Raw genomic sequence first — 26,394 nt, forward strand, 5'->3', positions numbered from 1 at the left:
GACGCACCACTGCCGGTGGCCCGGACCTCGCCTGGGGTCCGGGTCACCGGTGCGAACGAGAGGAAACCGACGTGACCCGTCCGAGGGCCATCACGCTGACCGTGCTCAGCCTGCTCGTCGGCGCCTGGGTCGTCGCCGTACCCGCGTCGGCCGCCGACGACGGGCAGCTGACCTGGGGTGTCGCGCCCGCGGGCGGCAAGCAGGGCGACGACCGGCCCAACTTCGTCTACGACGCGGAGCCCGGTGACGTCATCCGCGACGGGATCGTCGTGACGAACCTGGGCAGCGACCCGCTGACCCTGAGGATCTACGCGGCGGACGCCCTGACGACGTCGTCGGGCCAGCTCGACCTGCTCCCGGCTGGTCAGCCGTCGGTCGACGTGGGGACGTGGGTGGCCCTCGAGGACGACACCGTCGAGGTACCCGGCGGTGGGTCGACGACGGTCCCGTTCACGGTCTCCGTGCCCGACGACGCGACACCGGGCGACCACTCCGGCGGCGTCGTGACCTCCTACGTCTCCGACGCGGGCGGTGCACCGGTCGCGCTCGACAGCCGCCTCGGCTCCCGCATGCACATCCGCGTCGCGGGCGAGCTGGACCCCGCGGTGACCGTGAGCGCGGCCTCCGTGACCTACCACGGCACCGCCAACCCCTTCGCGGGCGGTTCCGCGACCGTCACGTACACGGTGACCAACACCGGCAACACCCGCGTCACCGGGACCGACCAGGTGCGCGTCTCGGGCCCGGGCGGGATGCTCCGGACGGCACCGGCCGGAGGTGCGCTGCCCGAGCTGCTGCCCGGCAGCGCCCTGGTCCGGCAGGTCGAGGTGCCGGGCGTCTGGCCCACGGTGCGCGTGTCCGCCGACGTCCAGGTGCTCGCCGAGGGGGTCGGCATCGGTGGCCGTCCCGTCCCCGCCGTCTCCGCCGCCGCGACCGGCTGGGCTGTGCCGTGGGTGCTCGCGGCACTTGTCGTGATCGTCGTCATCGGGGCTTTCGCACTGCCCGCATGGCGAGACCGGCGCTCGTCCGCCGCCGGAACTTCACCCGCCTCATCCGACCCGGAAGGCGCGCTCGCTGTCCGTTAGCGCCCGCGCTCACCGGAATGCCCACGGCGGCGAGGTCGATGTGATGCAGGTCACACTGCACCTTTCCTCGCAGGTCGCCCAAATCGGCCTGGGAGGAATCTGTGGACCGCCTCTAGGTTGCTCCACGCAACGTTGAGACGACGTGGTCGATGGCCTTGCTCCGACGGAGGAGCCGGTCGGGCCGCCACAGGACAAGGAGCATCACCATGCAGGTCAAGAGCAAGATCGCGTCTGCGGTCATCGGTACCGGACTCGTTGCCGGCCTCGTCGTCGCCGGTGGCGGCGTCGCCAACGCCAAGACGTTCTTCACGGGCGCGGACATCAAGGACGGGTCGATCACCAAGGCCGACCTCGGCGCTAGCTCGGTCGGCGCGTCGGAGCTCATCAACGGCTCGGTCGGCACGTCCGACCTGTCGAAGTCGACCAAGGCCTACATCGCCTCGAAGGCCGGCGAGGACGGCAAGGACGGCAAGCCGGGGGCGACCGGCAAGACCGGCGCCAAGGGCGACAAGGGCACCCCTGGGGCCCCGGGCGCCAAGGGCGACAAGGGTGACAGTGGTCTGACCGGTGCCATCTACCGTGTCGAGAACTTCAAGAACGGCGGCGGCGGTTCGGCCACCGTGGCGTGCGCTGACGACGACGCCACGTCGAAGAAGTACGTCGCCATCGCGGGCGGCGTGCAGGCGGGTGACGTGGAGACCCAGGATGACGGCTTCGCGATCACGTCGTCGTTCCCCGGCCGGATGGACTGGGACACGGGCAAGCCGAAGGCGGACCGGCTCGATGGCTGGATCGTCCTGGGCAACGGCGAGTACACCAGCACGCTGAAGGTGTGGGCGCTCTGCGTCCCTGCCGCGACGATCCCCGTCCAGGTCGTCGACCTCGACAACTGATCGGGTCACGGCAGCGCTGACCGTCTCACTGACGGTCGGTTGCCCGAGCGGGGCGGTCCGGAGCGCTCCGGGCCGCCCCGCTTTGTGGTTTCACCCGTGCGGCGGTGAGGAGATGCCGGCAAAGAGGCCATCCGCATCGTGAGACCTAAAACGTTCTCCAGCTCAAGATCACCCTCGTCGTCGTCGCTGACGGCCTGGCCTGGTGTCCGTTAGTGACCCCCTCCTCCGAATTCCACAATCCATCTGCGGATATGTGACGAAGATCACACGCGGCTTATCCTCACAGGTCGTTCAAATCGCCCGACGTACTCCAGGTCGGTGCACCTAGGTTGCTCGGCGCAATACATCGAAGACCTTGGTCCCACCTGGAGAGGCCTCCCCACATGCAGAACCCCCGAGCGGCCACCGGTCGCCGCCGCGCGACAGCTGTCGCCGGAACCGTCGTCGCCGCACTCGGTGCGACGGCGCTCACCGCGATCCCCGCCAGCGCCGTGACTGGTGCCGGCAACACCAGCGTCAACGTCGATGTCGACGGCGACTACGCGCTCGACGCCGCCCACGGGTGGATCAAGAACGGCACGTCGGACTTCGGTGTCGAGGGCGATGCCCTGCGTCTGTCCAACGCGACCACGTCCGGCAACATCACCCAGCTCGTGAGCCCTCGCGTCGACGAGGCAGCCGGCGAGCCCGGTTCGGGTGCTGCGTACGACGAGTTCGACGCGCACTTCACGGTCGCATCCGAGACGGGTGGCTTCCAGCCCGGGCTTCGCCTCGAGATCGCGCCCGACGACGGCAACGGCTCGCGCCAGGGCGGTTCGTTCGTGCTGTACCACAACCCGGCGACGCAGAAGCTTGAGATCGGCGCGATCTGGTCGGAGCTCGGCACGAGCACCGAGGAGGAGTCCGGCTGGTACAGCAAGACTCTGGCTTCGGTCGACCCGACCGTGTCTCACGACATCCGCCTCCGCCACCACTTCGTGGTCAACGGCCAGGACCGCCTCTCCGTCTACGTGGACGGTGCCCTGGTCGGCGTCGTCGGCACCTACGAGCAGTACCGGCTCGAGGCGTCTCCTGACGCGACGCCCGGCACGATCAACTCGCTGCTCTTCCGCGCGTCGCGGAGCGTCCCTAGCGCGAACGGCATCGGCTGGAGCTCGGTCGACGCTGCTCCCGACACCGAGGGTCACGGCTTCCTCATCTCGAACCTCGGCTACAAGGTCGACAACGCTACGGACGAGACCACCGACGTCCACACGACCGAGCGGACGATCGAGAGCTGGAAGACCACGGACACCCGTGCGACCGGCCACTACGCACTTCAGAACGACGGTCTGCGGGTCTGGACGACAGCTCCGCTCGCCGGCGTAAGCCCCAGCACCGACAAGTCGGCCGGCTACCTGCCGTACGTCCGTGACCTGGACCTGATCGGCGACCCGAGCTGGGACGTGACGCCGAACTCGGGCTCTCAGCCGGGCAAGCAGATCGGGGTCGACCTCGACGACGACGGTGCCTTCGACGGCTACCTCGTCAAGGAGGACAACTTCGACTTCTGGTGGTTGGGCAACGCGAGCGACTTCGCGAAGAACTCGTCCTCGACGCCGAGGAACGCCAACGAGCCGGCGTACCGCCAGCTCCAGGGCAGCCTGGCTGACTGGAAGCGAGCCTTCCCGGACGCCGTCACCACCGAGATCGGCTACTCGCTCGGCTCGGGGGCGGTCGGCGACGCCACGATCCACTCGATGACCGTGGGTGACACCACCTTCAGCTTCGGCAACTTCAGCTGCTCCGCGACGGACACGCAGGTCGTGCACCGGCTGACGGACTGGGCGAGCGACACGCGTGCCACCGGCCACAACGTCATCGAGGGCGACGGTCTGCACGTCTGGACCGAGGGCGACTCCTCGACGGACAAGGCGGCGCTCTACATGCCTGTCGACGCCTCTCTTCGCGAGGTCGGCGAGCCGAGCCTCGAGTGGACCGGTTCGAAGGCGCAGCCGGGCTACCAGCTCGCGCTCGACGTGAACGGCGACGGGAAGACTGACGGCTACCTCGTCGGCGAGCCCGCGTCGTACGGCAACGACTGGTGGCTGCCGAGCAGCTCCTGGTACGCCGATGCGCTCAAGAACGCCGCACCGTCCCACTCGGGTGGCTTCGGTTCGGACAACCACGGCACGCTCGCGCAGTGGTCGGAGAACCTCGAGAAGGCAGGCGTCCACGCCCGCATCGTGGCGATTGGTTATTCGCTGGGTTCCGGCGTCAAGGGTGACGGGGTCATCTCGTCGCTCAGCTACGGCTGCAACACTGTCACCTTCGCTGAGCCCACGGCGTCGTCGGTCTCGGCCGCCGACGTCACCACGTTCGTCGGGCAGTCTGCTTCGCTGACGGTCCACGTGAGCGGCGACGACGCCACGGGCGGGACTGTCTCGGTCGCCGGTTGGGGTGCGCCGGTGCCGGTGGTCGACGGCGTCGCGACGCTGACTGTGCCGGCGTCGGTGCCGCTCGGAACTCAGTCGGTCACCGTCAACTACTCGGGCTCCGATGCCGTGTACTCCTCGAGCGCGACGGTGAACGTCACGGTGAAGAAGTACGAGGCGTACGTCTCCGCCGTGGGCGGTGCGGTCCAGGAGGGCAGCCACTATGCGCTTCCTGTCGTCGTCATCGCCCCGGGCGTGGCCAATGTGACCGGTCCGGTCACCGTCCAGGACGGCACCAAGGTCGTCGGTAGCGGTTCGCTGGTGGACGGAGTTGTGACGCTCACGCTCGACGTGCTCGCTGTCGGCACGCACCACCTGGCGGTCTTCTACGCCGGCACCGCCTCGGTCAACTCGGCGAGTGCCGATGCGACGGTCGTCGTCTCCGCCAAGCCGGTCCCGCCGGTGACGGTGTACTCGTCGTACGTGTTCGCTCCTGACGTGGCGACCTCGGTCAACACGTCGAGCTCGCTCCCCGTCCAGGTCATCGCGCCGGGAGCCTCTGCGACCGGCACGATCAAGGTCACGGCGGGTGGCAAGACGCTCGGCACGGCCACGCTGAAGTCGGGCAAGGCGAGCGTCAAGCTCCCCGCGCTGTCTGCGGGCACGCACACGGTCACGGTGGCGTTCACGTCCTCGTCGAAGACCGTGAAGAGCTCGGTGACGACGGCCAAGGTCGTCGTCGCGAAGGCGGTCTCCGAGGTTCTCGTCGACGCGCCGACGACGGGCACGTTCGGCAAGTCCACGACGATGCAGGTCGTCGTCGCGGCGTCGAACGGGCTGAACGCGACCGGCAAGGTCGAGGTCCGTGAGGGCAAGACCGTGCTGAAGCGCGTCAACCTGCACTACGGCGCGGCGGTCATCGCCCTGCCGAAGACGCTCAAGGTCGGCACGCACAAGCTGTCGGTGGTCTACCTCGGCACGTCGCAGATCGCCTCGTCGAAGACCAGCGGCACCTTCAAGGTCGCCAAGGCGACGTCCAAGACGTCGTACAAGCTGATCTCCAAGCGTCGCGTCGCCGTGAGCGTCTACGCTCCCGGCGTCAAGGAGACCGGCAAGGTCCAGCTCGTCCTCGACCCCACCGCCAAGGGTGCCAAGACCCTGGTGAAGTCGGCGACGATCAAGGCGGGCAAGGCGACCATCACGCTGCCGCGTCTGTCCTACGGGACGTACAAGGTGACCGTGAAGTACGCCGGCACGAAGGACGTGAAGTCCTCGAAGTCGGTCACGCGCACCATCACGCTCTCCTGAGCGTCGTCTGATCGAGGCGGGGCGGTCCGGGTCATCCGGGCCGCCCCGCTTCGTCGTCCCGTCCCCAGGGGCGGACACGGCGGCTGCGTGTCGTCGGCCGCCCCTATCCTGTGCTCAGTCGTTCCCCATTCCTTCGCGGAGGTCTCGTCGTGCCCCATCAGTCCGGCAGTCTGCGCGTCGCCCTGCTCGGGTGCGGTGTTGTCGGGACGCAGGTGGCACGTCTGCTGACGGAGCAGGCCGACGACCTCGCGGCGCGGGTCGGCGCGCGCCTGGAGCTGGTCGGGATCGCCGTGCGGGACACGACGGCCGAGCGCGAGGGCGTGGACCCGGCGCTCCTGACGCAGGACGCCGACGAGCTCGTGACGCGGGCCGACGTCGTGGTCGAGGTGATGGGCGGCATCGAGCCGGCGCGCACCCTGATCCTGCGGGCCATCGAGCACGGCGCGTCCGTGGTCACCGCCAACAAGGCACTGCTCGCTGCGGATGGTCCCACTCTCTACGCGGCCGCGGACGCCGCGGGCGTGGACCTCTACTTCGAGGCCGCCGTCGCGGGCGCCATCCCGATCGTGCGGCCCGTGCGCGAGTCGCTCGCCGGGGACCGGGTCCAGCGCGTGCTGGGCATCGTCAACGGCACCACCAACTACGTGCTCGACAAGATGGCCACGGACGGGCTGGACCTGGACCAGGCCGTCAAGGAGGCGCAGGCGCTCGGGTACGCCGAGGCGGACCCGACGGCCGACGTCGAGGGCTACGACGCCGCGGCGAAGGCCGCGATCCTCGCGTCGCTCGCGTTCCACACGCGCGTGTCGATCGACGACGTGCACCGCGAGGGCATCACCGGTCTGACGGCCGACGACGTCGCGTGGGCCGCCAGCACGGGTCGCACGCTCAAGCTCCTGGCCATCGCCGAGCGCAACACGGCCGACGACGGCACCGAGGGCATCCAGGTGCGCGTGCACCCCGCGCTCGTGCCGAGCGACCACCCGCTCGCGGGCGTGCGCGGCGCGTTCAACGCGGTGTTCGTCGAGGCCGAGGCCGCCGGCGAGCTCATGTTCTACGGCCGCGGCGCGGGCGGCGCGCCCACGGCGTCGGCCGTGCTGGGCGACGTCGTGTCCGTGGCGCGGCACCGTGTGCTCGGCGGCCGGGGCCCGGTCGAGTCGTCGTACGCCGACCTGCCCGTGCTGCCGGCGGACAGCGCCCGCACCCGCTACCAGGTGCGCCTCGAGGTGCGCGACCAGCCCGGCGTGCTGGCGCAGGTCGCCGCCGTCCTGGCCGAGCACGGGGTGTCCATCGAGTCCGTCCGCCAGAGCGCGGTGCCCGACGACCACGTCGCGCTCCTGCTCATCACCACGCACACCGCGAGCGAGCGCGCGCTCTCCGGAACGGTCGAGGCCATCTCCGGCCTGGACGTCGTGCGTGCCGTCGTGTCCGTCCTGCGAGTCGAGGGAGCCTGATGGCCCACCAGTGGCGCGGCGTCATCGCCGAGTACGCCGATCACCTGCCGGAGCACCTCAAGACCCACACGGTGACGTTGGGGGAGGGCGGCACGCCGCTGGTCCCCGCGCCCGCGTTGTCCGACCGGGTCGGGGCCGACGTGTACGTCAAGGTCGAGGGCATGAACCCGACCGGGTCGTTCAAGGACCGCGGGATGACGGCCGCGATGTCGGCCGCCGCCGCGCACGGCGCCAAGGCCGTCGTCTGCGCGTCGACGGGCAACACGTCCGCGTCGGCCGCCGCCTACGCCACGCGCGCCGGCATGGTCTGCGCGGTTCTGGTGCCGGACGGCAAGATCGCGATGGGCAAGCTGAGCCAGGCCATCGCCCACGGCGCCACGTTGCTCCAGGTCGACGGCAACTTCGACGACTGCCTGGTCGCGGCCCGCAAGCTCGCGGAGGCGTACCCCGTCGAGCTCGTGAATTCGGTGAACCCCGACCGCATCGAGGGCCAGAAGACGGGTGCGTTCGAGATCGTCGACGCGCTCGGCGACGCTCCGGACATCTTCATGCTCCCCGTCGGCAACGCGGGCAACATCACGGCGTACTGGAAGGGTTTCCGCGAGTACGCGGAGGTCGGTCTCGCCACCAGGACGCCCACGGTGTGGGGCTTCCAGGCCGCGGGTGCCGCGCCCATCGTGCGGGGATTCCCGGTCGACGAGCCGGAGACGATCGCCACCGCCATCCGCATCGGCAACCCGGCGTCGTGGAAGCAGGCCGAGGAGGCCCGCGACGCGTCGGGGGGCGTCATCGACGCCGTCACGGACGAGCAGATCCTGGCCGCGCACCGCATCCTGTCGGCCGAGGTCGGCGTGTTCGTCGAGCCCGCCTCCGCGGCCGGCGTCGCGGGCCTGATCAAGATGTCCGAGGCGGGCCGCGTCCCCGCCGGTGCGCGCATCGTCATCACGGTCACGGGTCACGGGCTCAAGGACCCGCAGTGGGCGCTGCGCAACGCGGACGGCGACGAGGTGAAGCCCGTGCGGATCAGCGCGGACGTCGTCTCCATCGCCGCCGCGCTCGGTCTGGACTGACGCCGTGCGCCTGCGTGCGGACCGGGTCCGCGTGCGCGTCCCGGCGACCAGCGCGAACCTGGGGCCGGGCTTCGACGCGCTCGGGCTCGCGCTCGGTCTGCACGACGACGTCGAGGTGCGTGCCCTCGGATCGCCGGAGGTGGTCGTCGAGGTCACGGGCGAGGGCGGCGGGGAGGTGCCCGACGACGAGCGGCACCTGGTGGTCCAGGCGTTGCGGACCGCACTCGACCATGTCGGCGCGCCGCAGTCGGGCGTCCACCTCGTCTGCCACAACCGCATCCCGCACGGTCGCGGGCTCGGCTCGTCGGCCGCCGCGGTCGTCGCGGGCATCGCCGCCGCGCGCGGGCTCGTCTCCGAGCCCGAGGCGCTGTCCGACGACGTCGCGCTCGCGCTGGCCACGCAGATGGAAGGGCACCCCGACAACGCGGCCCCCGCGATCCACGGGGGCGCCACGGTCGCGTGGAGCACGGCTGCCGGGGTCGGGGTCGCACCGCTCGCCGTCCACCCGGACGTCGCACCGGTGGCGATCGTGCCCGCCAACCGCCTGTCCACGTCGTCGGCCCGGGGGGTCCTGCCCTCGACCGTCCCGCACGCCGACGCCGCCTTCCAGGCGGGTCGCGCGGCGCTGCTGGTCGAGGCGCTCGGTCGTCGGCCCGACCTGCTGCTCGACGCGACCGCCGACCGCCTGCACCAGGAGTACCGCCGGCGGGTGATGCCGCACTCGCTCGCGCTCGTCGACGCGCTGCGCGCCGCAGGCGTCGCCGCGGTCGTCTCGGGTGCGGGCCCCACGGTGCTCGCCCTGGCCCGACGCACCGCCGACGGTACGGATGCGGACGCGGCGATCGCGACCGCCTTCGGGCCGACCCTCGGCGGCTGGCGCGTGCTGCCGCTGCCCGTCGACACCGAGGGCGTGCGGGTCACCCCGGGCGGGTGAACTCCCGCGCACCCCTTCAGGCGAACGGGTGCCTGGGCCGACAGTGGTAATATCGGCGCGTTCCCCGGACAGTTTGCTCCGGTCGCCGCGCCGCCTGTCGGCCGGACTCCTGCGAGAGCCGACCAGTCGGGAACAATCCAGCCCTCGTGCGCAAGACGTCACGGACGTCGTCGTCCGCCGCACGTGCGGCTTCCATCTCTGCTCCGATCATCTGACGGGGCACAGGCCGTCCATCCGGGAAGCGGATGCCGGCCCAGGACGAGGGGAAAGGTCCTTCGTGACAGACACCATCGATCCCGCCGTGAATGCGACCGGCGGATCCATCTCGGCGCTGCGACTGCCCGAGCTCCAGGCCATGGCCGCCGGCCTCGGCGTCAAGGGCACCTCCAAGATGCGCAAGAGCGATCTGGTCGAGGCCATCTCGGCCGCCCGCGGCGCAGGCCGCGCCCAGGCGCTCGACACGCGCCGCGAGCGCACCGTCGCGGTCGCCGGCGCGCCCGAGGCCGCGCCGACCCGCCGCCGTGCGACGCGCTCCGCCGCGCCCGTCGCCGCCGAGCCTGCCGCCGACGCGCAGCAGGCGGACGCGCCCGCCGCGCAGCGCCAGCAGGACACGCAGCGCCAGCCCGACGCCCTCGCCGGCCTCGAGGCCGCGCTCGACGCCAAGCTCGGCCACACCGAGCCGCGCTCCGAGGTCGACGACCGGGCCGCCCGCGCGGCGGACGCCGTCGGCGCAGTGACGGGTGAGCGGCGCTCGCGCCGCGCCGGCCGCAGCACGGGCGCCCCGCAGGGCGACGAGCAGACCGACGGCCAGCGCGCGGCCCAGGACGGCAACCGTCAGCAGAACCGCCAGGCCCAGAACGGCCCGGGCGAGCGGCAGGGTGGTCAGGCGGGCAACCGCCAGGCCCAGCCCCAGCAGAACACCCAGGCGAACCAGGGCGCGCAGGGCAACCAGCCGCAGGGTGACCTGGACGACGAGGGTGGCGGCCGTCGTCGTCGCTCGCGCGACCGCTACCGCGACCGGGACCGCAAGCGCGGCCGCGGCCGCACGGGTGCCCCGGACCTGGCCGGGCTCGACGAGATCGAGATCAGTGACGACGACGTGCTGCTGCCCGTCGCCGGCATCCTCGACATCCTCGAGAGCTACGCGTTCGTGCGCACGTCGGGCTACCTGCCCGGCCCGGGCGACGTCTACGTCTCGCTCAACCAGGTCAAGAAGTCGGGCCTGCGCCGCGGCGACGCGATCACCGGTGCCGTCCGTCAGCCCCGCGAGGGTGAGCCGCTGCCGCAGGGCAACCGCCCCAGCAAGGTCAACGCGCTGGTGCGGCTCGACACGGTCAACGGGCTGAGCCCCGACGAGGCGCGCAACCGCCCGGAGTTCACCAAGCTCACGCCCCTGTACCCGCAGGAGCGGCTGCGCCTCGAGAACCCCGAGGCGACCCGACTGACGCCGCGCGTGATCGACATCGTGGCGCCCATCGGCAAGGGTCAGCGCGGCCTCATCGTCGCCCCGCCCAAGGCCGGCAAGACGATCATCATGCAGCAGATCGCCAACGCCATCACCACCAACAACCCCGAGGTCCACCTCATGGTCGTGCTCGTCGACGAGCGCCCCGAGGAGGTCACGGACATGGAGCGGACGGTCAAGGGCGAGGTCATCGCCTCGACCTTCGACCGCCCCGCCTCGGACCACACGATCGTCGCCGAGCTGGCCATCGAGCGGGCCAAGCGCCTGGTCGAGCTGGGCCAGGACGTCGTCGTGCTGCTCGACTCGCTGACCCGCCTGTCGCGCGCCTACAACCTGGCCGCCCCGGCGTCCGGTCGCATCCTGTCGGGTGGTGTCGACGCCTCGGCGCTCTACCCGCCCAAGCGGTTCTTCGGTGCGGCCCGCAACATCGAGAACGGCGGCTCGCTGACCATCCTGGCCTCGGCGCTGGTCGAGACCGGCTCCAAGATGGACGAGGTCATCTTCGAGGAGTTCAAGGGGACCGGGAACATGGAGCTGCGCCTGTCCCGCCAGCTCGCGGACAAGCGCATCTTCCCGGCGGTCGACATCAACGCCTCCAGCACCCGCCGCGAGGAGGTGCTGCTCGCCAACGACGAGCTGAAGATCATCTACAAGCTCCGTCGCGTGATGGGCGCCCTCGACCAGCAGCAGGCCATCGAGCTGCTGCTCGGCAAGCTGCGCGACACCAAGTCGAACGTCGAGTTCCTGCTCCAGGTGCAGAAGACCACGCCCGGCAGCTGGGGCGAGGAGAACGCCGGCAAGACGATCTGACCGGCTCGCGACTCGCGACGGCCCCGCCTCCCTCGTCGGGAGCGTGGGGCCGTCGTCGTTCGGTCGGTTCGTCGATGCGATGCCCCACATCGCCCTCGCCGTCGCGCTATGTTGGCGGCGTGGTCATCGATCGGTGACCACGCAGGCTCCGGGGTAACCCGGCAGGGGAATCGGGGCCGGGGTGGGCACGACGGCGGACGGCACGTCGAGAATTCCCGACGGTGTGCGCGAGCGCGCCCGAGAGTCGTTCGGACCGGCCGTCCGACGGTTGCGTCGGGAGTGGCAGTGGCGGCGGGCCGGCGTCGAGCCGCGGCTGGACCGTGCGGCCGACGACTTCGAGCATCACGTCGCTGCCCACCGCTCGCCGATCTTCCGCGAGCTGGCGGGGGTGGACCGTCGGTTGCAGGAGAACAAGGCGGTGAACCTCGCGATCGCCGCCGAGCGGCTGGACGGCGGCGTGCTGCGGCCCGGGCAGCGGATGTCGTTCTGGCGGCTCGTCGGCAGGCCGAGCTACCGGCGCGGTTTCAAGGACGGTCTCGTCCTGCGCCAGGGGCAGGTCGACGGGGCCGTCGGCGGCGGGATGTGCCAGATGACCAACCTGCTGTACTGGATGACCGTGCACTCTCCGCTGAGCGTGGTCGAGCGCTGGCGGCACACCTACGACGTCTTCCCGGACAACGGCCGCACGCAGCCGTTCGGCAGCGGCGCGACGTGCTCCTGGCCCGTGCTGGACCTGCAGATCGAGAACCGGACGGCCGCGACCTTCCGGTTGTCGCTGGCCGTCGACGGGACGGACCTGGTCGGGGCGTGGACCAGTGATCGACCGCCGTCGAACACCTACCAGGTGTACGAGGCCGCACACCTGATGACCAACGACCTGCCCGGGGTCTTCACTCGGCGCAACGTGCTGCGGCGCCGGGTGCTCGACCTCGCGGGAAACGAGGTGGGCGACGAGCTGCTCGCGATCAACGAAGGCCGGTTGATGTACCAGCCGTTCCTGGAGGCCGGCGGCGCCGGATAGCCGCGCCCCGCGGCTGCCCGATGAGACGCGCGTGCACCTCTGCGTCCGGCGGTCGTCCGCGCGTGTCGGGGGTCGGTGGGATGCTCGAGACACGGACGACGACGGGGGTGGCCAGATGTACGACGAGGCGTTGGCGGAACGCGTGCGACCTCTGCTCGCAGACCAGCCCGAGGTCACGGAGAAACGGATGTTCGGCGGGCTCGCGTTCCTCGTCGCAGGACACATGGGCGTGGCGGTCAGCGGTCAGGGCGGCCTGATGGTCCGTGTCCTGCCGGAGCGTACGGCGGAGCACCTGGCTGAACCCGGCGCCGCTCCGATGGAGATGCGCGGCCGCGAGATGCGCGGCTGGCTGCGCGTGGACGCCGCGGTGCTCGACGACGACGACGAGCTGGCGCACTGGGTCGAGCTCGGGACCGCCTGCGCGAGGAGCTTGCCGCCGCAGGCCTGAACCGCGTCCACCGGATCAGGGCCGCGACGCGTCCAGGTAGTCGCGGCAGTGGGCGGCGATGTCGTCCCACTGCCAGTCGGCCTGCGCGCGGGCGCGACCGGCCTCGCCCATGGCGCGGGCCTTGTCCGGGTCGGTGAGCAGCTCGACGATGCGCGCCGCGATCTCGTCGGGCGACGTCGGGTCGACGACGAAGCCGGTGACGCCGTCGTCGACCGCGTCCGGGGCGCCGCCCGACCGGCCGACGATCACGGGCTTGCCGCACGAGGCCGCCTCGAGGAAGACGATCCCCAGGCCCTCGGGCTCGAGACCAGCAAGACGGGTGCGGGATGGCATCGCGAACACGTCCGCGGCGTCGAAGTAAGGCGGGATGTTCGCCCAGGTCACCGGGCCGGTGAACGTCACGGCTTCACCGAGCCCGCGCTCGGCCACCGCCTTCTCGAGCGCGCCGCGGTGCTTGCCGTCGCCGACGATCAGCAGACGCGCACCGGGCACCGCGCGCTGCACGGCGGGCCACGCCGCGATGAGCTGGTCCTGGCCCTTGCGGGCGACGAGGCGGGCCGCGCACACGACGAGGGGCGCGTCGCCGATCCCGAGCTCGGCGCGCACCGCGTCGCCTCCGCAGCCCGGGTAGAAGCGCTGCGAGTCGACGCCGGGAGCCAGCCGCTGCTGGCGGGAACGGCCCGTCTCGGACAGGGCGCGACCGATCTGGTCACGGCACCAGCCGGAGATGTAGGTCAGGACGTCAACCGAGTCACCGATCCGCCGCAGCAGCGACCGCATGACCGGCACGCGTGCCCACCACACCTCGTGCCCGTGGGTGATGGCGACGATGCGCTCCGCGCCGGCCTCGCGCAGCGCCGGCGCGAGCAGCCCCAGGGGCGCGGAGGCACCGAACAGCACCCGGTCGCACCCGTGCTCCCCGAACGCGGCGACGACGGCACGCCGCACCCGGCGGGTGGGCAGCAGCATCGACCGCCGGTCGCGGATCACCGGGTAGGGGAGCGTGGCGTCGTAGGCCGTGTCGCCCGGCATCGACGACGTGTAGACGACCACCTCGCCGGCGGGGAACCGGTCGCACAGCGCCGCGACGAACGCCTCGATGCCGCCCTGCCTCGTCGGGAAGTCGTTCGTCACGACCAGCGTGCGCGGCAAGGGTCCTCCATCGGCTCGGCGGTCGGGGCGGGCAAGGCCTCGCCCGCGTCATCGTAAGGGGACGGGTAGCCCGCCGACGGGGCGAGAACCGGTGCCGCGGGAAGATTTCGGGCCTGGGCTCGGTTCTGGCAGAATGTTCCGCTGGTCTGCGGTTCACCTGCGCGAGTCACGTGCGGGACCCGGAGACACCCGAACGAGGAGATCCTTGTGAAGTCTGACATCCACCCCGAGTACGTGGCCACCGAGGTCACCTGTACCTGCGGGAACACCTTCGTCACCCGCTCCACCGTGACGAGCGGCAAGATCCACGCCGACGTCTGCAGCGCCTGCCACCCGTTCTACACGGGCAAGCAGAAGATCCTCGACACCGGCGGCCGCGTCGCCCGCTTCGAGGCCCGCTACGGCAAGAAGGCCTAGCACCACCACAGCGCCGGTGTCCGGCGCGGACGACTGCCCTCCATGGCAGTGTCCGCGCGGGCGCCGGCGCTGTGTCTTTTCCGGGGGCACCCCGTCCCCGGCCGCTCGATCCCCTGGAGATGACCGTGAGCGACGCGTTCGCCGCAGCGGAGCCGTTGCTCGCCGAGCATGCCGAGATCGAGGCGCAGCTGGCCGACCCGGCGGTCCACGCGGACGCGGGCCGCGCGCGCACCCTGGGCCGGCGGTACGCCGAGCTGGGCCGGATCGCCGCGGCCTACAAGAGCTGGCAGGCCGCGTCCGACGACGCCGAGGCCGCCGCCGAGCTCGCCGAGGACCCGGCGTTCGCGGCCGAGCTCCCGCAGCTGCAGGCGGCGGCCGACGAGGCCGCGGCGCGGCTGCGCGAGGTGCTCATCCCGCGCGACCCCGACGACGCCCGCGACGTGATCCTCGAGGTCAAGGCCGGCGAGGGCGGCGAGGAGTCGGCGCTGTTCGCCGCCGACCTGCTGCGCATGTACACCCGGTACGCCGAGCGGATGGGGTGGGCGACGCAGCTCCTCGAGGCCACCGAGTCCGACCTGGGTGGCTACAAGGACGTGCAGCTCGCGGTCAAGGCGCGTGGCGCGACCGCCCCCGAGGACGGGGTGTGGGCGCACCTGAAGTACGAGGGCGGCGTGCACCGCGTGCAGCGGGTGCCCGTCACGGAGTCGCAGGGCCGCATCCACACCTCGGCCGCCGGCGTGCTCGTCTTCCCGGAGGCGGACGACGAGGGTGAGGTCGAGATCGACCCGAACGACCTGCGCATCGACGTGTACCGCTCGTCGGGCCCGGGCGGTCAGTCGGTCAACACGACCGACTCCGCGGTCCGCATCACGCACGTCCCGACGGGCATCGTCGTCTCGATGCAGAACGAGAAGTCGCAGCTGCAGAACCGCGAGCAGGCGATGCGTGTGCTGCGCGCCCGGCTCCTGGCCGCGCGCCAGGAGGAGGCTGCCGCCGCCGCCAGCGAGGCGCGTCGCTCGCAGGTCCGCACGGTCGACCGGTCCGAGCGCATCCGCACCTACAACTTCCCCGAGAACCGGATCGCCGACCACCGCACGGGCTACAAGGCGTACAACCTCGACGCGGTCCTGGCCGGCGACCTGCAGCCGGTCGTGCAGTCCGCGATCGACGCCGACGAGGCCGCGCGCCTCGCTGCCGCGGCGGACCAGTGAGCGACCGGTGAGCGACACCGACGCGATCGGGGTGCGTGAGCTCGTCGAGGGGGCCGCGGGGGTGCTGGCCGAGGCCGGGGTCGGGTCGCCGCGGGTCGATGCGCTCGAGCTGGCTGCGTTCGCGCTGGGGCTGGACCGTCTCGAGCTGGTCATGGCGCCCCCGGCACCCGAGGGCTTCGCGACGACGTACGCCGCGCTCGTCGAGCGTCGCCGCCTGCGCGAGCCGTTGCAGCACATCACCGGCGCGACGACGTTCCGGTACCTGACGATGGCCGTCGAGCCGGGTGTGTTCGTGCCCCGGCCGGAGACCGAGGTCGTCGCGCAGGCCGCGATCGACGAGGCGACCACGATCGAGGCACCGGTCGTCGTCGACCTGTGCTGCGGTGCCGGCGGAATCGGCCTGGCCGTTGCGACCGAGGTGCGCGGAGCGCGCGTGACGTCGGTCGACGCGTCGCCCGCCGCCGTGGCGTTGACCAGCAGGAACGCGGCGGCAGCGGGCGCGGACGTCGTCGTGCTGGAGGGCGACGTCCGCGACCGGGCGCTGCTCTCCGAGCTCGACGGGCGCGTCGACGTCGTCGTCTCCAACCCGCCCTACATCCCGCCCGACGCGGTGCCGGTGGACCCCGAGGTGCGCGACCACGACCCCGATCTGGCGCTGTACGGCGGCGGAAGTGACGGGCTCGACGTGCCGCGTGCGGTGATCGCAGCCGCGGTCCGGCTGCTGCGGCCCGGCGGCCTGCTGGTCATGGAGCACGCCGAGGTCCAGGACGCGCAGGCGCGCGCGGCCGCAGAGCTGACGGGTGCGTTCACGCAGGTCGAGAGCAGGCCCGACCTGACGGGTCGCCCGCGGATGCTCGTCGCGCGTCGGAACGAGGCCCCGGGCGTGGAAGACTCGCAGCCGTGAACGAGCGCATCCGACCCGCAGGCGACCCGACGAGCTGGGGTCCCGCGATCGACGAGGCCGTCAACGCGATCGCGCGCGGCGGCCTGGTCGTGACTCCCACCGACACCGTGTACGGCATCGCGGCCGACGCGTTCGCGCCGCAGGCCGTGCAGGCGCTGCTCGACGCGAAGGGCCGCGGCCGGCAGATGCCGCCGCCCGTGCTGATCCCCGAGGTGGGGACCATGGCGGGTCTGGCCACCGACGTCTCCGACGCGGCGCTCGCGCTCGCAGACGCCTTCTGGCCCGGCGGCCTGACGATCATCGTCGCGGCACAGCCGTCGCTCGCGTGGGACCTGGGCGAGACCCACGGCACCGTCGCACTGCGGGTTCCCGACCACGACACCGCGCGCGCGCTGCTGCGCCGGACCGGGCCTCTCGCGGTCTCGTCGGCCAACCTGTCCGGCTCGCCCGCCGCGCTGACCGCGGGCGAGGCGGTCGACCAGCTCGGCGAGTCCGTGACGGTCTACCTGGACGCGGGCCCGACGCCTGGCCAGGTCGCCTCCAGCATCGTCGACGCGACGACGTCGACCCTGCGCCTCGTGCGCGCGGGTGCCATCAGCCTCGAGGAGCTGCGCGAGGTCGCGCCGATCGTGGGCGCCTCCCGGTGAGGGTCTACCTGCTCGTCCTGCTCATCGCGGCCGCGGTCTCCTTCCTGGCGACGCCGCTGGCCCGGTGGTGCGCGCTGCGGTGGGGGGCGATCACGGCCGTGCGTGACCGCGACGTGCACGTCATCCCCACGCCGCGCCTGGGTGGGATGGCGATCTTCGCCGGGATGGCCGTGGCGATCGGGATGGCCAGCAAGCTGCCGTTCCTGTCCGCCGTCTACGACAACCCGCGCCCGCTCGTGGGCATCGTGGGTGGGGGCGCGCTGGTGTGCGCGCTGGGCGTGGCCGACGACATCTGGGACCTCGACTGGCTGACCAAGCTCATGGGACAGGTGCTGGCCGCGGGGTTCCTCGCCTGGCAGGGCGTCCAGCTCTACCAGCTGCCGATCGGCGGCGTCACCGTGGGCTCCACGCGGATGTGGACGTTCATCACGGTCCTGACCGTCGTCATCGCGATGAACGCCGTGAACTTCGTCGACGGCCTCGACGGGCTTGCCGCCGGCGTGCTGGCCATCGGCGGGTCGGCGTTCCTGCTCTACTCCTACCTGCTCACCAAGGACACGAGCTCGAGCTACGCGAGCCTCGCGACCCTGGTGCTGGCGGTGCTCGTGGGGTCGTGCGTCGGGTTCCTGCCGCACAACGTCTACCCGGCCAAGATCTTCATGGGCGACTCGGGTGCCATGCTGCTGGGCTTCGTGTTCTCCGCCGCAGCCGTCGTGGTGACCGGGCAGATCGACCCGGAGTCCGTCTCCGAGCGCGCGTCGTTCCCGGCGTTCCTGCCCATGCTCCTGCCGTTCGCGGTGCTGCTGCTGCCGCTGCTCGACATGGCGCTCGCGATGGTGCGACGCGTCGGCGCGGGCAAGTCGCCGTTCCACCCCGACCGCATGCACCTGCACCACCGCCTGCTGGGCCTGGGCCACTCGCACCGTCGCGCCGTGGTCATCATGTACGTCTGGACCGCGGTGATCGCGTTCGGGGTCGCGGCCCTGGTCACGTTCTCGACGACCGTCGTCGCGTGGGCCCTCGTCGTCGGCGTGACCCTGGCCCTGCTCGCGACGCTCGGACCGTTGCGCGGCCGACGACGCCCTGACCGCACACCGCCCCCCGTGCCCGCACCGAAGACACCGGAGAACGTCCGATGAGCACCGCAAGCCCAGCCCCACTGTCCGAGGCCGCCGCCGCGGACGCCTTCCGGCGCGCCCTGCGCGACATGCTGGTGATGCTCGGCATCCTGCTGGTGCTCGGAGTCGGGATCGGTGCTCTGACCGCGGGCTGGCCGGGTGTCTGGGGTGCGCTGATCGGCGTCGGCCTGGCGCTGATCTTCTCGGGCACCACCGTCGTGTCGGTGCTGCGGACCGTGAACACCACGCCGGCGCACACCACGGCGGTCATCATGGGCGCATGGTTGGGCAAGATCGTCGTGGTGTTCATCGCGCTCGCCGTGCTCAGCCGGTTCGACTTCTACAACCGGATGGTGCTGGGCCTGGTGCTGTTCGCCGGGGTCCTGGGCTCAGCGGTGCTGGACCTGCGTGCCGTGCAGCGTGGGCGCATCCCCTACATCGAGCCGAAGCCCACCCAGGGACCGACAGGTGAGCCTGTCGACGGGTCGGGACCCGCCGTTTCATAGGTTAGGCTTCCTCCAACCACGACGGCCGACCCGCGCTGAGTGTGCCCGCGCTGAGGCGGCACCGCGCATCGAACTTTGGAGACCGCCCTGTCCAGCCTTGCGACGATCCTGCCGCTCGCCGCGGATGACAGCAGTTTTCACGCGCCGTCTCTCGCGGACTTCTTCCCGCCGGCCGTCCTCTTCGAGGGCACCCCCTTCGAGATCAACCGGGTCATGATCGTCCGGTTCATCGCGACGGCCGCGCTGATCATCGTCATGACCGTCGTCGCCAAGCGCGCCAAGCTCGTGCCGGGCCGCGGGCAGGTCGTCATCGAGATGGTCATGAACTTCGCCCGCAAGGGCATCGCCGACGAGATCCTGGGCGAGAAGCTCGGCAAGAAGTACGCGCCGGTCATCACGACCATCCTGTTCTCGATCTTCTTCCTGAACATCACCGGTGTCGTGCCGTTCCTGAACATCGCCGGCACGTCGGTCATCGGCCTGCCGCTGATCTTCGCGCTCTGGGTCTTCGCGCTCTACCTCATCGACGCGGTGCGGTCGCTGGGCGTGGGCGGCTTCCTCAAGGGGCAGCTCTTCCCCCCGGGCGTCCCGAAGTTCGTCTACATCGTGCTGACGCCGGTCGAGTTCCTGCAGGTCTTCCTGCTGCGCCCCGCCACGCTGACCATCCGACTGTTCGCCAACATGATGGCCGGGCACCTGCTGCTCGCCCTGTGCTTCTCGGCGACGTCGTTCCTCTTCTTCCACGCAGCGGGTGGCCTCAAGCCGCTCGGTGTCGTGACGCTCGCCGGAGGGTTCGCGTTCTACCTCCTCGAGGTGTTCGTCGCGGCCCTGCAGGCGTACGTGTTCGCCATCCTGACGGCCGTCTACCTGCAGATGGCGCTCGAGCCCGAGCACTGACAGGCATCCAACTGAATCCGGCCGGTCCGAGCTCGCGACCAGCCGCCCCACCCCGGACGCGCCGAGCGGCGCGCAGATGAAAGGAACCACACCAGTGGACATCAGCGGCAACCTCGCGGTCATCGGCTACGGCCTCGCCGCCATCGGCCCCGGCATCGGTCTGGGCATCCTGTTCGGCAAGACGATCGAGAGCATGGCGCGCCAGCCCGAGATGTCGGGTCAGCTGCGTTCGACCATGTTCATCGGCCTCGCCTTCATCGAGGTGTTCGGCCTGCTCGGTCTCGTGACCCCGTTCATCTTCAAGTGATCGGGACCGCGGTCACCGGCCTCATCACCGCAGCGGACGAGGCCGAGACGCCGAACCCGCTGCTGCCGGAGACCTACGACATCGTCTGGTCGCTGGTCATCGTCGTCGTTCTCGCCTTCTTCTTCCTGAAGTACGCGCTCCCCAAGATCCAGGCCGTGCTCGACGAGCGCACGGAGCTGGTCGAGGGCGGGCTCGCCAAGGCGGAGACCGTGCAGGCGGAGGCCGAGGCCGCGCTGGTCGAGTACCAGAAGCAGCTGCAGGACGCCCGGACCGAGGCCGCTCGCATCCGCGAGGAGGCTCGTGGCGAGGCATCGGCGATCGTGGCCGAGTCGCGCACCCGTGCTCAGGCTGAGGCCGCGCGCATCGTCGAGAACGCCCAGCGTCAGATCGACGCTGAGCGTCAGCAGGCGAGCGTGCAGCTCCGCTCCGAGGTCGGCACGCTGGCCACGGAGCTGGCGTCGAAGATCGTCGGCGAGTCGCTCGAGGACGAGGCGCGCCGGTCGCGTGTCGTCGAGCGCTTCCTGGACGACCTCGAGGCGAGCACCACCGCTGCGGACGCAGGTAAGGGGAACTGATGCGTGGGACGAGTCGGGCGTCGCTGGATGCCGCGGAGGACCGCTTCGAGCAGGTCCTGCGCGCCGCCGGCGCCAAGGCCTCGGTGCTCGGCGAGCAGCTGATGGCTGTCGTCGACGCGCTGGACCACTCCGGCTCGTTGCGCCGGACCCTCGCGGACCCGTCGGTCCCGGCGGAGCCCAAGGGCGCGGTGGTCGCGCAGATCCTCGCGGGCGCCGAGCCCGAGACCATCACGACGGTGCAGGGCCTGGTCGGCTCGCGCTGGTCCGCCGACAGCGACCTCGCGGATGCCGTCGAGCGCCTGGCCTTCAACGCGTGGCTCGCCGACGCCGAGAACCGCGCGGCGCTCGACCGGGTCGAGAACGAGCTCTTCATGCTCGGTCGTGGTCTGGTGGGCGAGCGTGAGGTCCGCCAGACGCTCTTCGACGACCGGATCCCGGGATCTGCCCGCGCGTCGCTGGTGGACAAGATCCTCGCGGGCCGTGCCGACCCGGTCACCGACGCGATCGCTCGCCGTGCTGCGGCAGCCCCGCGCGGGCGGCGCTACGTCGCCACGCTCGGGCACGCAGGCGACCTGATCGCGGAGCGGCGTCGCCGCCAGGTGGCGACCGTGACGGCTGCGGCGCCCCTGACCGAGGCGCAGCGCGAGAGACTGGGATCGATCCTCGAGCGGGCCTACGGCCGCGAGGTGCAGATCAACGAGATCCATGACGCACAGGTGCTCGGTGGCCTGCGCATCCAGGTGGGCCCGAATGTCGTCGACTCGACGGTGCTCGCCCGCCTGGCGGACGCCCGGCGACGAGTGGCCAGCTGACCAGCGTGACCCTGCGCGCCGCCCCCGGTGCGCACCCACAGCATGTGAGACCGCACGCAGAGCGTGCGATTGACGAGGAGAAGAGCAATGGCTGAGCTGACGATCCGGCCGGAGGAGATCCGGGCCGCGCTGGACAGCTTCGTGAAGTCCTACGAGCCGAGCGGAGTCGTCTCGGAAGAGGTGGGCCGCGTCACGCTGTCCGGCGACGGCATCGCGCAGGTCGAGGGTCTTCCCGGCGCGATGGCCAACGAGCTGCTGCGCTTCGAGGACGGCACGCTCGGTCTGGCGCTGAACCTCGACGTGCGCGAGATCGGCGTCGTCGTGCTCGGCGAGTTCACCGGCATCGAGGAGGGCCAGGAGGTCCGCCGCACGGGCGAGGTCCTGTCGGTCGCCGTCGGTGACGGCTACCTCGGTCGCGTCGTCGACCCGCTGGGCGAGCCGATCGACGGACTGGGCGAGATCGAGACCGACGGCCGCCGCGCACTCGAGCTCCAGGCGCCCGGCGTCATGGCCCGCAAGTCGGTCCACGAGCCGCTGCAGACCGGCCTCAAGGCCATCGACTCGATGATCCCGATCGGTCGCGGCCAGCGGCAGCTCATCATCGGCGACCGCCAGACCGGCAAGACGGCCATCGCGATCGACACGATCATCAACCAGAAGGCCAACTGGGAGACGGGCGACCCGAGCAAGCAGGTCCGCTGCATCTACGTCGCCATCGGCCAGAAGGGCTCCACGATCGCTGCGGTCCGCGGAGCGCTCGAGGAGGCCGGCGCCCTGGAGTACACGACGATCGTCGCGGCCCCGGCGTCCGACCCGGCCGGCTTCAAGTACCTCGCGCCCTACACCGGCTCGGCCATCGGCCAGCACTGGATGTACCAGGGCAAGCACGTCCTGATCGTCTTCGACGACCTGTCGAAGCAGGCCGAGGCCTACCGCGCCGTGTCGCTGCTGCTGCGCCGCCCGCCGGGCCGCGAGGCGTACCCCGGTGACGTCTTCTACCTGCACTCCCGTCTGCTGGAGCGTTGCGCCAAGCTGTCCGACGAGCTGGGCGCGGGCTCGATGACCGGTCTGCCGGTCATCGAGACCAAGGCCAACGACGTCTCGGCGTACATCCCGACCAACGTCATCTCCATCACCGACGGCCAGATCTTCCTGCAGTCGGACCTGTTCAACGCCGACCAGCGCCCCGCCGTCGACGTCGGCATCTCGGTGTCCCGCGTCGGTGGTGCCGCGCAGGTCAAGGCGATGAAGCAGGTCTCCGGCACGTTGAAGCTCGACCTGGCGCAGTTCCGCTCGCTCGAGGCGTTCGCGATGTTCGCGTCCGACCTGGACGCCACCAGCCGCGCGCAGCTCGCCCGCGGTGCCCGCCTGACCGAGCTGCTCAAGCAGGGGCAGTACAGCCCGTTCGCGGTGGAGGAGCAGGTCGCCTCGATCTGGGCCGGCACCAAGGGTCACCTGGACGACGTCCCGGTGCAGGACGTGCGCCGCTTCGAGTCGGAGCTGCTCGACCACCTGCGTCGCAACACCGACGTCCTGTCCGTCATCGCGGACACCGGCAAGCTGGGCGAGGACACCGAGCAGGCGCTCGGCGACGCCGTCAAGACGGTGCGCGAGGGCTTCCTGAAGTTCGACGGCGACCCGTTGGTCGGCGGCGAGGCGGACGGCGAGGACGTGGACGTCGAGCAGGAGCAGATCGTCCGTCAGAAGAAGGCCTGATCCATGGCCGGTCTGCAGCGCGTCTACAAGCAGCGCATCAAGTCCACCCAGTCGCTCAAGAAGATGTTCCGGGCGCAGGAGCTCATCGCGGCTTCGCGCATCGGGAAGGCGCGCGACCGGGTGAGCATGGCTGCGCCGTACTCCCGCGCCATCACGCGGGCGGTGTCGGCAGTCGCGACGCACTCCAACGTGACGCACCCGTTCCTGGTGGAGCGCACGGACACGAAGCGTGTCGCCGTGCTGCTGATCGCCTCGGACCGCGGCATGGCGGGCGCCTACTCGGCGAGCGTGATCCGGGAGACGGAGCGGCTCATCGAGCGCCTCGAGCGCGAGGGCAAGACCGTCTCGCTGTACGTCTCGGGCCGCCGTGCGGTGTCTTTCTACTCGTTCCGTGGGCGTGAGCTCGCGGGGCAGTGGCAGGGACACTCGGACGCGCCGAGCACCGAGGTCGCCGGAGAGATCGCCGAGGCTCTGCTGGACGCGTTCCGGGCGCCGGCCGACGAGGGCGGCATCGCCGAGGTGCACGTCGTGTACACGCACTTCGTCAACATGGTCACGCAGAACCCGCGCGTGATCCGGCTGCTGCCGCTCGAGGTCGTCGAGGGCGTCACGCCGCCCGACGACGCCGAGACGCTGCCGCTGTACGAGTTCGAGCCGGAGCCGGCCGTCGTCCTCGACGCCCTGCTCCCGCGGTACGTCCGCAGCCGCATCTACGCGTGCCTGCTCCAGGCTGCGGCCTCCGAGCTGGCCGCGCGCCAGCGGGCCATGCACACGGCCACGGAGAACGCCGAGGACCTCATCCGCATGTACACCCGACTGGCCAACCAGGCCCGTCAGGGCGAGATCACCCAGGAGATCAGCGAGATCGTCTCGGGCGCCGATGCGCTCGCGTCCGCCTCCTGACCCCTACCCATTCGCGAGACCCACCAACGAAGCGAGGCCAGACATGACCGCCACCACCGTCGACGAGACGGCCGCCACCGCCGGCACGCCCGGCGTGGGACGGGTCGCCCGCGTCATCGGCCCGATCGTGGACATCGAGTTCCCGGCGGACCAGCTCCCCGAGCTCTACAACGCCCTGACGGTCGACATCGACCTGTCCACCCAGGGCGAGGGCGAGAGCTCCTTCACGATGACGCTCGAGGTCGCCCAGCACCTCGGTGACTCGCTCGTGCGCGCCATCGCGCTGAAGCCGACCGACGGCCTGGTCCGCGGGGCCCAGGTCACCGACACGGGTGCGGCCATCTCGGTCCCCGTCGGCGACATCACCAAGGGCCACGTGTTCAACGTGACCGGTGACGTGCTCAACCTCAAGGAGGGCGAGCAGTTCGAGGTCACTGAGCGCTGGCCCATCCACCGCAAGCCCCCGGCGTTCGACCAGCTCGAGTCGAAGACGCAGATGTTCGAGACGGGCATCAAGGTCATCGACCTGCTGACCCCGTACGTGACCGGCGGGAAGATCGGCCTGTTCGGCGGTGCCGGTGTCGGCAAGACCGTCCTCATCCAGGAGATGATCCAGCGCGTCGCCCAGAACCACGGTGGTGTGTCGGTGTTCGCCGGTGTCGGCGAGCGTACCCGTGAGGGCAACGACCTCATCGTCGAGATGGAGGAGGCGGGCGTCTTCGACAAGACGGCCCTCGTCTTCGGCCAGATGGACGAGCCGCCGGGCACGCGTCTGCGCGTCGCCCTGTCCGCCCTGACGATGGCGGAGTACTTCCGCGACGTGCAGAAGCAGGACGTGCTGCTCTTCATCGACAACATCTTCCGGTTCACGCAGGCCGGTTCCGAGGTCTCCACGCTGCTCGGCCGCATGCCGTCGGCCGTCGGTTACCAGCCCAACCTGGCCGACGAGATGGGTCTGCTCCAGGAGCGCATCACCTCGACGCGTGGTCACTCGATCACCTCGCTCCAGGCGATCTACGTCCCGGCCGACGACTACACCGACCCGGCCCCGGCGACCACGTTCGCGCACCTCGACGCCACCACGGAGCTCAGCCGTGAGATCGCGAGCCGTGGTCTGTACCCGGCCGTGGACCCGCTGACGTCGACCAGCCGCATCCTCGACCCCCGCTACGTGGGCCAGGAGCACTACGACGTGGCGACGCAGGTCAAGTCGATCCTGCAGCGCAACAAGGAGCTCCAGGACATCATCGCGATCCTCGGTGTCGACGAGCTGTCGGAGGAGGACAAGACGGTCGTGGCTCGCGCCCGCCGCATCCAGCAGTTCCTCTCGCAGAACACGTACATGGCCGAGAAGTTCACGGGTGTCGAGGGCTCCACGGTCCCCGTGGCCGAGACGGTCGAGGCGTTCAAGAAGATCGCCGCCGGCGAGTTCGACCACATCGCCGAGCAGGCGTTCTTCAACATCGGCGGGCTCGAGGACCTCGAGGCCAACTGGGCCCGCATCCAGAAGGAGTACGGGGTCTGATCCGCGGCGCTGCGCCGGACCGAGCGTCCGGCGCAGCGCGCCCGTCAGGCACCCGATGACGCCCTGCAGGGGCGTCGCACAGCAACCTAGGAGGAACCGTGGCAACGCTCGAGGTCGACCTCGTCGCTACCGACGGCAAGATCTGGTCGGGCACCGCCCGTCAGGTCATCGCGCCCGCCGGCGACGGTGAGATGGGCATCCTGGCCGGCCACCAGCCCGTGCTGACGGTGCTCAAGCCGGGCGAGATCCGCGTCTACCCGCCCGAGGGCGGTGAGGTCCTGCGCTGGACCGTGGACGGCGGCTTCCTCTCCTTCGACGCCAACCAGGCCACCATCGTCGTGGACGAGGTCGTCGAGCCGACGACGTCCCGCGCCGGGCACTGAGGTCGTCCGCGCGGTGCCCACGCTCGTCACGATCGCGCTCATCGGTGTGCTGGTCGTCGCGCTCGTGGCTGCCGGGCTCTGGTACTCACGGACCCGCACGCTCGCGCACCGGGTCGGCTCGTTCCGCTGCGCGCTCGGCCGGTCCACGACCGGCCCGTGGAGCGGCGGGCTCGCCCAGTACGGCGCCGAGCACCTGTACTGGTGGCGGCACTGGTCGCTCGCCCCGCGGCCGGGTCGTCGTTGGAAGCGCCGCGGCCTGACGGTCGTCGAGCGCACCGACGCGGGCTCGGGCATGGTCGCCGTGACGTGCCGCGCGGTGGGATCCCCGGAGTTCTACCTGATGATGACGCGCGAGGCGTACGCGGGCCTCACCTCGTGGATCGAGGCCACACCGTCCCGGATCGACTCGGTGATCTGAG

At 71.1% G+C, this 26,394-nt stretch carries 25 protein-coding genes; 24 read left to right on the forward strand and 1 reads right to left on the reverse strand.

Annotated features, from left to right (window positions below; all coding sequences use genetic code 11):
- The first annotated feature begins 71 nt into the window (after positions 1-71).
- The 9 genes from IC607_RS12565 to IC607_RS12605 all read left to right on the forward strand — a co-directional run bounded on the left by IC607_RS12565 (position 72) and on the right by IC607_RS12605 (position 12,902).
- Positions 72-1,085, forward strand: a complete 1,014-nt coding sequence (locus IC607_RS12565) for a WxL protein peptidoglycan domain-containing protein (protein WP_191787685.1) — start codon at positions 72-74, stop codon at positions 1,083-1,085.
- A gap of 206 nt (positions 1,086-1,291) precedes the next feature.
- Positions 1,292-1,978 carry a collagen-like protein gene (locus IC607_RS12570; protein WP_225224835.1) on the forward strand — a complete coding sequence of 229 codons (687 nt, stop codon included), beginning with the start codon at positions 1,292-1,294 and terminating at the stop codon, positions 1,976-1,978.
- Positions 1,979-2,361: 383 nt separating this feature from the next.
- A complete protein-coding gene (locus IC607_RS12575; protein ID WP_191787687.1) occupies positions 2,362-5,700 on the forward strand; it encodes an Ig-like domain-containing protein in 3,339 nt (1,112 codons plus the stop codon).
- A gap of 149 nt (positions 5,701-5,849) precedes the next feature.
- Positions 5,850-7,154 (forward strand): homoserine dehydrogenase, encoded by a 1,305-nt coding sequence (locus IC607_RS12580; protein ID WP_191787688.1) that lies wholly within the window; start codon positions 5,850-5,852, stop codon positions 7,152-7,154.
- Complete coding sequence (thrC, locus tag IC607_RS12585; RefSeq protein WP_191787689.1) at positions 7,154-8,224, forward strand: threonine synthase; 1,071 nt, start codon at positions 7,154-7,156, stop codon at positions 8,222-8,224. Before IC607_RS12580 ends, thrC begins: the two co-directional genes overlap by 1 nt.
- Positions 8,225-8,228: 4 nt before the next feature.
- Entirely contained in the window at positions 8,229-9,158 is a 930-nt protein-coding gene (thrB, locus tag IC607_RS12590) for a homoserine kinase (protein ID WP_191787690.1), read from the forward strand.
- Between the two features lie 277 nt (positions 9,159-9,435).
- Entirely contained in the window at positions 9,436-11,433 is a 1,998-nt protein-coding gene (gene rho / locus IC607_RS12595) for a transcription termination factor Rho (protein WP_191787691.1), read from the forward strand.
- A gap of 181 nt (positions 11,434-11,614) precedes the next feature.
- Positions 11,615-12,454: a VanW family protein gene (locus tag IC607_RS12600; RefSeq protein WP_191787692.1), complete on the forward strand. Its 840-nt coding sequence runs from the start codon at positions 11,615-11,617 to the stop codon at positions 12,452-12,454.
- A 115-nt stretch (positions 12,455-12,569) separates the two neighbouring features.
- Positions 12,570-12,902 (forward strand): TfoX/Sxy family protein, encoded by a 333-nt coding sequence (locus tag IC607_RS12605; protein ID WP_191787693.1) that lies wholly within the window; start codon positions 12,570-12,572, stop codon positions 12,900-12,902.
- A 15-nt stretch (positions 12,903-12,917) separates the two neighbouring features.
- On the opposite strand, the gene IC607_RS12610 is transcribed toward IC607_RS12605, so the two are convergent.
- Positions 12,918-14,054 carry a glycosyltransferase family 4 protein gene (locus IC607_RS12610; protein ID WP_191787694.1) on the reverse strand — a complete coding sequence of 379 codons (1,137 nt, stop codon included), beginning with the start codon at positions 14,052-14,054 and terminating at the stop codon, positions 12,918-12,920.
- Positions 14,055-14,261: 207 nt separating this feature from the next.
- Between IC607_RS12610 and rpmE the strand changes: the two genes are divergently transcribed.
- The 15 genes from rpmE (at position 14,262) to IC607_RS12685 (ending at position 26,393) form a co-directional block, all read left to right on the forward strand.
- A complete protein-coding gene (gene rpmE, locus IC607_RS12615) occupies positions 14,262-14,471 on the forward strand; it encodes a 50S ribosomal protein L31 (RefSeq protein WP_191787695.1) in 210 nt (69 codons plus the stop codon).
- Between the two features lie 125 nt (positions 14,472-14,596).
- Positions 14,597-15,682: a peptide chain release factor 1 gene (gene prfA, locus IC607_RS12620; protein WP_191787696.1), complete on the forward strand. Its 1,086-nt coding sequence runs from the start codon at positions 14,597-14,599 to the stop codon at positions 15,680-15,682.
- 7 nt (positions 15,683-15,689) lie between these two features.
- Positions 15,690-16,586, forward strand: coding sequence for a peptide chain release factor N(5)-glutamine methyltransferase (gene prmC, locus IC607_RS12625; protein ID WP_191787697.1), 897 nt, complete (start codon positions 15,690-15,692; stop codon positions 16,584-16,586).
- A complete protein-coding gene (locus tag IC607_RS12630) occupies positions 16,583-17,233 on the forward strand; it encodes an L-threonylcarbamoyladenylate synthase (protein ID WP_191787698.1) in 651 nt (216 codons plus the stop codon). The genes prmC and IC607_RS12630 overlap by 4 nt, the downstream gene beginning before the upstream one ends.
- Entirely contained in the window at positions 17,230-18,372 is a 1,143-nt protein-coding gene (locus IC607_RS12635; protein ID WP_191787699.1) for an MraY family glycosyltransferase, read from the forward strand. Before IC607_RS12630 ends, IC607_RS12635 begins: the two co-directional genes overlap by 4 nt.
- Positions 18,369-18,857: a hypothetical protein gene (locus IC607_RS12640; protein WP_191787700.1), complete on the forward strand. Its 489-nt coding sequence runs from the start codon at positions 18,369-18,371 to the stop codon at positions 18,855-18,857. Before IC607_RS12635 ends, IC607_RS12640 begins: the two co-directional genes overlap by 4 nt.
- A 75-nt stretch (positions 18,858-18,932) precedes the next feature.
- Entirely contained in the window at positions 18,933-19,754 is an 822-nt protein-coding gene (gene atpB, locus IC607_RS12645) for a F0F1 ATP synthase subunit A (RefSeq protein ID WP_225224837.1), read from the forward strand.
- Between the two features lie 76 nt (positions 19,755-19,830).
- Entirely contained in the window at positions 19,831-20,061 is a 231-nt protein-coding gene (gene atpE, locus IC607_RS12650; RefSeq protein WP_191787701.1) for an ATP synthase F0 subunit C, read from the forward strand.
- A complete protein-coding gene (locus tag IC607_RS12655) occupies positions 20,061-20,636 on the forward strand; it encodes a F0F1 ATP synthase subunit B (protein ID WP_191787802.1) in 576 nt (191 codons plus the stop codon). The genes atpE and IC607_RS12655 overlap by 1 nt, the downstream gene beginning before the upstream one ends.
- Positions 20,636-21,448, forward strand: coding sequence for a F0F1 ATP synthase subunit delta (locus IC607_RS12660; RefSeq protein WP_191787702.1), 813 nt, complete (start codon positions 20,636-20,638; stop codon positions 21,446-21,448). The genes IC607_RS12655 and IC607_RS12660 overlap by 1 nt, the downstream gene beginning before the upstream one ends.
- A gap of 87 nt (positions 21,449-21,535) precedes the next feature.
- Positions 21,536-23,164: a F0F1 ATP synthase subunit alpha gene (gene atpA, locus IC607_RS12665; RefSeq protein WP_191787703.1), complete on the forward strand. Its 1,629-nt coding sequence runs from the start codon at positions 21,536-21,538 to the stop codon at positions 23,162-23,164.
- 3 nt (positions 23,165-23,167) lie between these two features.
- Positions 23,168-24,067, forward strand: coding sequence for a F0F1 ATP synthase subunit gamma (locus IC607_RS12670; RefSeq protein ID WP_191787704.1), 900 nt, complete (start codon positions 23,168-23,170; stop codon positions 24,065-24,067).
- 43 nt (positions 24,068-24,110) lie between these two features.
- On the forward strand, positions 24,111-25,592 hold the full coding sequence (atpD, locus tag IC607_RS12675) for a F0F1 ATP synthase subunit beta (protein WP_191787705.1): 1,482 nt from the start codon (positions 24,111-24,113) through the stop codon (positions 25,590-25,592).
- Positions 25,593-25,690: 98 nt separating this feature from the next.
- Entirely contained in the window at positions 25,691-25,975 is a 285-nt protein-coding gene (locus IC607_RS12680; protein WP_191787706.1) for a F0F1 ATP synthase subunit epsilon, read from the forward strand.
- 13 nt (positions 25,976-25,988) lie between these two features.
- Positions 25,989-26,393, forward strand: a complete 405-nt coding sequence (locus IC607_RS12685; protein ID WP_191787707.1) for a DUF2550 domain-containing protein — start codon at positions 25,989-25,991, stop codon at positions 26,391-26,393.
- Position 26,394 lies beyond the last annotated feature (1 nt).

The organism is Cellulomonas sp. JH27-2, from assembly GCF_014837175.1.
Taxonomy (GTDB): Bacteria; Actinomycetota; Actinomycetes; order Actinomycetales; family Cellulomonadaceae; genus Cellulomonas.

Bases quoted from the DNA above. Each gene is read 5' to 3' on its own strand.
- IC607_RS12570 (WP_225224835.1), top strand. From the start codon at position 1,292: ATGCAGGTCAAGAGCAAGATCGCGTCTGCGGTCATCGGTACCGGACTC.
- IC607_RS12660 (WP_191787702.1), top strand. From the start codon at position 20,636: ATGCGTGGGACGAGTCGGGCGTCGCTGGATGCCGCGGAGGACCGCTTC.
- atpA (WP_191787703.1), top strand. From the start codon at position 21,536: ATGGCTGAGCTGACGATCCGGCCGGAGGAGATCCGGGCCGCGCTGGAC.
- IC607_RS12575 (WP_191787687.1), top strand. From the start codon at position 2,362: ATGCAGAACCCCCGAGCGGCCACCGGTCGCCGCCGCGCGACAGCTGTC.
- IC607_RS12640 (WP_191787700.1), top strand. From the start codon at position 18,369: ATGAGCACCGCAAGCCCAGCCCCACTGTCCGAGGCCGCCGCCGCGGAC.
- IC607_RS12605 (WP_191787693.1), top strand. From the start codon at position 12,570: ATGTACGACGAGGCGTTGGCGGAACGCGTGCGACCTCTGCTCGCAGAC.
- thrC (WP_191787689.1), top strand. From the start codon at position 7,154: ATGGCCCACCAGTGGCGCGGCGTCATCGCCGAGTACGCCGATCACCTG.
- atpE (WP_191787701.1), top strand. From the start codon at position 19,831: ATGAAAGGAACCACACCAGTGGACATCAGCGGCAACCTCGCGGTCATC.
- IC607_RS12670 (WP_191787704.1), top strand. From the start codon at position 23,168: ATGGCCGGTCTGCAGCGCGTCTACAAGCAGCGCATCAAGTCCACCCAG.
- atpD (WP_191787705.1), top strand. From the start codon at position 24,111: ATGACCGCCACCACCGTCGACGAGACGGCCGCCACCGCCGGCACGCCC.